We start from the raw sequence: 5,301 nt of genomic DNA on the forward strand, positions 1-5,301 counted from the left end.
CAAGCGGTTGTCTGTCCTTTGCCGAAGCTGACTTACCAGAAGCCGATAAGAAAAAAATCATGGCTGATTATGAAGCATGTTTATTCCCTGGTATGTCTCCAGATCAGTACAACATTCTGTGGATTGAGCATCGGGACAAAGGGCGATTAGAGCTAAATTTTGTTATTCCTAACGTGGAGTTGAGTACAGGAAAACGCCTACAACCATTTTATGCCCCTGCCGATTTAGGTCGTGTCGATTGCTTTAAAAAGATTGTTAATCACGACTACAACTTGCATGACCCTGACGACCCTGCAAACCGCCAATTGTCTAGCGTTCAGCTTAATGAGGATGGTGAAATAGAAGCCAAAAAGAAAGGAGTAGGGAAGTCTCAAACAGCAGATGAAATAGCTAATACAGTCGATACATTAGTTATGCAAGCGTATTTGAATGGCAAGATCAAAGATCGTGACGACACGATTTTATTTTTAACTGATGAACTAAAACTGAATGTTAGTCGGATTACTAAAGGCAGTATTTCAATTTCATTGCCTGACCGTAAAAGACCAATTCGCTTGAAGGGTGAAATGTATGAACGAGACTTCTCGATTAATCGAGCAGATTCGGAAGAAGAAGCAAGACGAACAGATAGCTATAGAGAGCGAATTTCAAGAGATATTACAGCAGTCAAAGCTGAATACAGCGACAGAATTGAAAGCAAGAGAACAGCACTTGCTGAACGCTATAGATCAATCGAACAAACTCATAGCGCAGAAAATCGCCTTGTTGCAACAACAACGTATAGAACAGGTCAAGGAGTTCAACAGCTCTACGCAAGTGCGACTAACCCTGACAAACAAAATACTTGGAATATCGACAGCTACTTTAGCAGTCTTAACTTTGATTCTATTTATCTGGAGTGGCAAGCAAGCAAGTCAAATAGCAGCAAACGCGACAGTGTTGAAGCAACAGCAGATAGCAATAGAAAACAATCACTTCAAGAGACAGCAGAGATAGAAAATGAGCGTACAAGACGAATTATTGCAAATAATCGAGAAGCAATCACAATTTATTCAACAATGTCATGCTTCGCTGAAACAAGTGAACTCTGCAATCGCATCGCAACAGCAAACAATTCAGCAGCAGCAACGCAGAATAACGCAACTAGAGCAGCAATTAGAGACAGTATTGATGCAACAGCTACAGCTCTCGAAGATGCAACAACAAGCGAACAGCAATTTAAGCGAAACATCGAGCGTGTTGATCAAAACACAACAACTTTGCGCAGATATGTTAAATCAAGCGAAGAAATAAGCGCACAGCAGACGATTCAGCAGAAACCTGATGATGTATCAGCACCAGCTCGCAAAGTTGAAAATAAGCAAAATGACGATGATTACAGCAATGATTTCAGACTTTAAGTCGAGCGAAGCGAGTTAAAAAAACGCGCAATACTTTCAGCGTGAAACGCTGAAACATGGCATAAGTCAATGATGTAAAAAGTTTTTTGAATTATCACAAGAACAGTGATACATTTCTTTAGAGCACAAAAAAAGCCCAACTTGGCGGGCGGGCTTTTTTCGTGGATTTTAATAAATGCTTGAAAACACTAAATTAAAACACCTGAAAACTGTCTTAATTTTATCAGTGTTTTCCTGTAATGCAAGGGAATACTGTTATAAATGCAGCACAACAATGTAAATAAATCTGATTTTAGATCAATTTTTTATCGAAATTTGCCACACAAGCCGTATTGCATGTATGAAAAACCTGGCTACATGCTTATTCGCACCAAAGCTATTGCTGTCAAACAACCATATCTTCAAATCAATCCGCCTTTGATCACGTTTTACTTCGTCTTTGATGATGACAAAGAAGATTCGGCACTGTCTTGGTTTGACGCAGGCTTACCAGAACCATATTGGACGACACAGAATCCTGAGAATGGTCATTGTCACCATTGCTACAAATTAGAGATACCACTTTGTACAAGTGAATTTGCTAGTGTGAAGGCAATCAAGTATGCGCAGGCTGTTTACTACGCGTATGCACTCAAACTAGGTGCAGATATTAGCTATTCGCAATTGATTACCAAAAATCCATTACATCCGCAATGGCGCACGACCTTCTGGACTGATCGAGCATACTCGCTTGATTATCTTGCTGACTTTGTTGACCTACCGAAGAAGCTTCCGAAAAAGCTCGAAGTTGTTGGTTTGGGGCGTAATGTGACAATGTTCGAAAAAGGTCGTCATTGGGCGTATAGGGCGATTAGAGACTATATGCACTATGACAGTAGCCTCGAGTGGCATAAAGCTGTTCTAGCGAAAATGGTGGAGATTAACAGTGGTTTTGAACAACCTTTACCATATAGCGAGCTGAAAGCCACAGCTAAGAGCATTGCGAGGTGGGTATGGCGCAATCATAACAGCGCTGAATTTCAGCAAGTATTCAGCGAGAAACAATCTCAAAGAGCCAAGATCGGTGTAAGTAAGGGAAATGTGTCGCTGGGTGGAAAAGCTCGATCAGCACAGTACAGTGATATGCGTCATCAAGCCTTAAAATTGCATATACAGGGCAAGAGCATCAAAGAGATTTCTAATTTACTGAGTGTGCATAGAAATACCGTATCGAGTTGGCTCAAAGATTATCAAAAATCTAACTAGCATCTGAATTATATTTTTTATGAGTGAAGCAATGTCTGTACCTAAGTTACGGTTTAAAGAGTTTGATGGGAATTGGGGAAAGAAAAAAATCTCAGAACAGTTCAATTTTCATAATACAAACTCATATTCGCGCGCTTTATTAGCCGAACAGGGTGAAATTATGAATATTCACTATGGTGATATTCACACTAAATTTTCTATGCTTTTTGATGTTAAAGAAGAAGTTGTACCATTTTTAAGTAGTGAAATAGATACAAATAAAATTGCTGAAAATCAATTTTTACAAGTAGGCGATTTAGTCATTGCCGATGCTTCTGAGGATTATAAAGATATTGGTAAGGCTATTGAAGTTATTAACTTAGATAATAAGAAAGTTGTTGCAGGTTTGCATACTTATATTGCTCGCCCCGTTGAAAGATGTGCAATTGGTTTTAATGGCTACTTAATGCAAACTTTTGAAGTGCGAGAGCAAATTAAAAAATTAGCAACAGGTATATCTGTATTGGGTATTTCTAAGACCAATTTAGGGAAAGTTGAACTAAAAATCCCTTGCCTAGCCGAACAAACCAAAATCGCCTCTTTTCTTTCTGCTGTGGATGAAAAGATTAGCCAACTCACGCAAAAACATGCGCTACTCAGCCAATACAAACAAGGAATGATGCAAAAGCTGTTTAGTCAGCAGATTCGTTTTAAAGCGGATAATGGCAGTGAGTTTGGGGAGTGGGAGGAAAAGGAACTCAAAGATATAGCAGAAATTAATCCTAAATCTAAAAAGTTACCTGAAAGTTTTATTTATATTGATTTAGAAAGTGTTGAAAAAGGGCAACTATTACTTCAAAAAAATATTGAGCTACAGGATGCACCAAGTCGAGCACAAAGATTATTAGCTAAAGGTGATGTACTTTTTCAGATGGTTCGTCCTTATCAGCAGAATAATTATTACTTCAACTTAAGTGGTGAGTATGTTGCCTCAACAGGCTATGCTCAAATCCGTACAAAATTGGATTCTAAATTTATCTATTATGCTTTACACGAAAAGACATTCTTAGATGAAGTTATGAACCGTTGTACTGGTACAAGTTACCCTGCAATTAATAGCTCAGATTTATCTTCAATAGAAATACTTATTCCCTGCTTAGAAGAACAAACCAAAATTGCTAATTTCTTATCTAGCATTGACCAAAAAATTGAAGTCGTTGCACAGCAAATTGAACAAGCCAAACAGTGGAAAAAAGGCTTGTTGCAGAATATGTTTGTTTGAAAATCCATGCACAAGTGCAGCCAAATCAGATAACAGCCCTCTTGGGGGCTTTTTTTTTGTCATTATGGTCAATTCTAAATATGTTCCACGATCGTATTTACTCTTTGCTTAGGCTATTAAACTTTTATTTTCTTAACAATAGTAGTGTTTAATTCTTCACTTTTTATGTAAAATTTACATAAAATTTAAGTAATTTTTAAAGGTTAAGATATGGACAACAATAAAGTGAATCTAACAATTCAAATTGAGAAAGAACTGAGAGATTCATTTAAAAAAGTATGTAAATCACAAGATACTGATGTTTCAAAAGAGATTCGATCTTTTATACGTCAGTACATCAAAAAATATGGACAACAAGATTTATTTAAGAAGTGAGAACAGTTATGACAATGACACCCGAAGAACTTGAAAAACTAAATCAAAAACGTTCAAAAATAGTTGATGATTTATACGATTTTTTTAATTCATCAAAAGAAAATCAACAGAGAGTTCAGGAATCCGTAAATCAAAGTATTAAGAAAGGGGAAGCTCCAGATGTTTTTTATAGAGTTAGAGTTGAGAAAAACACTGGTGAATAATGTCTGATTTTGAACGACCTCGATAATACTTAGATTTAAGTATTATCGAAAGGTCATCCAAAACAGACATTTCAAGTTTTGTTTTAAACACAGATCGGAAGTAAAAAAGTCATAATTCACAATACCAAAAACCAAAAAAAAAGTTTAGAATTTTAGTGTCTACCGTGTAAAAAGCAAGGATACACATAGTGCCCTATTTCGGCTTCGCCAAAATCGTGCCCATGTGAACCTTGATCTGGGGACACCCCCGATACCCCCGTCCTTTTAGCCTCAAATTGGAGTGACCAAAATGGATACCGCTACAATTCCAACATGGCAACGACCTGAGCCAGTTGAAGAGTATCGAACAAATATTGTCAAAGTCCGACTGACTGATAGTGAGCTGAGTTTAATAAAAGAAAAAAATCCTCACGCTTCGCTTTCACGTTTCATGCGTGAAGCAACTTTGAACGCTGCCCGACCGACTGCGCCAATTGAACAGCCGAAGCAAAAATATTCCAAGACTGAGCGAGATACATTAATTGCACTTAGTCGAATTGGTACTAACGTCAATCAAATTGCTAGAGCGATTAATGTTGATGTGAAGAACTTGAATGATATTGATAAGACAAAACTATTGATTCTATTGCTTGATATTGAGAAGCAACTCAAAGAGCTAAGACCATGATTGTCAAATTCTTTAAGTTCGGCAAAGGCAATTCAAAATCATGTATTGATTACTTGCTCGGTGCAGATCGTGACCGTGAACATGCCAAAGTTTTGAGTGGTGATGTTGAGCTAACGTCTGCAATTATTGATTCAAGCAGATTCACAAAGA

At 37.4% G+C, this 5,301-nt stretch carries 6 protein-coding genes; all 6 read left to right on the forward strand.

All coding sequences use genetic code 11. The annotated features are described in order from the left end of the window. Positions 1 to 1,400 (forward strand): hypothetical protein (locus tag ACEO2X_RS13155; RefSeq protein ID WP_371972127.1); only part of this gene is annotated, 1,400 nt, incomplete at its 5' end. 261 nt (positions 1,401 to 1,661) lie between these two features. Next, positions 1,662 to 2,645 (forward strand): replication initiation protein, encoded by a 984-nt coding sequence (locus ACEO2X_RS13160; protein ID WP_371972128.1) that lies wholly within the window; start codon positions 1,662 to 1,664, stop codon positions 2,643 to 2,645. Positions 2,646 to 2,676: 31 nt separating this feature from the next. Next, positions 2,677 to 3,906 carry a restriction endonuclease subunit S gene (locus tag ACEO2X_RS13165; RefSeq protein ID WP_346793265.1) on the forward strand — a complete coding sequence of 410 codons (1,230 nt, stop codon included), beginning with the start codon at positions 2,677 to 2,679 and terminating at the stop codon, positions 3,904 to 3,906. A gap of 210 nt (positions 3,907 to 4,116) precedes the next feature. After that, positions 4,117 to 4,281: a hypothetical protein gene (locus ACEO2X_RS13170; protein WP_371972129.1), complete on the forward strand. Its 165-nt coding sequence runs from the start codon at positions 4,117 to 4,119 to the stop codon at positions 4,279 to 4,281. Positions 4,282 to 4,289: 8 nt separating this feature from the next. Then, positions 4,290 to 4,484: a hypothetical protein gene (locus tag ACEO2X_RS13175; RefSeq protein ID WP_371972130.1), complete on the forward strand. Its 195-nt coding sequence runs from the start codon at positions 4,290 to 4,292 to the stop codon at positions 4,482 to 4,484. A gap of 289 nt (positions 4,485 to 4,773) precedes the next feature. Next, positions 4,774 to 5,151 carry a plasmid mobilization relaxosome protein MobC gene (mobC, locus tag ACEO2X_RS13180; RefSeq protein WP_371972131.1) on the forward strand — a complete coding sequence of 126 codons (378 nt, stop codon included), beginning with the start codon at positions 4,774 to 4,776 and terminating at the stop codon, positions 5,149 to 5,151. Positions 5,152 to 5,301: the final 150 nt, after the last annotated feature.

The sequence above is a fragment of the Acinetobacter sp. AL9 genome, from assembly GCF_041464035.1.
GTDB lineage: Bacteria > Pseudomonadota > Gammaproteobacteria > Pseudomonadales > Moraxellaceae > Acinetobacter > Acinetobacter towneri.

Bases quoted from the DNA above. Each gene is read 5' to 3' on its own strand.
- ACEO2X_RS13170 (WP_371972129.1), top strand. From the start codon at position 4,117: ATGGACAACAATAAAGTGAATCTAACAATTCAAATTGAGAAAGAACTG.
- ACEO2X_RS13165 (WP_346793265.1), top strand. From the start codon at position 2,677: ATGTCTGTACCTAAGTTACGGTTTAAAGAGTTTGATGGGAATTGGGGA.
- ACEO2X_RS13175 (WP_371972130.1), top strand. From the start codon at position 4,290: ATGACAATGACACCCGAAGAACTTGAAAAACTAAATCAAAAACGTTCA.
- ACEO2X_RS13160 (WP_371972128.1), top strand. From the start codon at position 1,662: ATGCAGCACAACAATGTAAATAAATCTGATTTTAGATCAATTTTTTAT.
- mobC (WP_371972131.1), top strand. From the start codon at position 4,774: ATGGATACCGCTACAATTCCAACATGGCAACGACCTGAGCCAGTTGAA.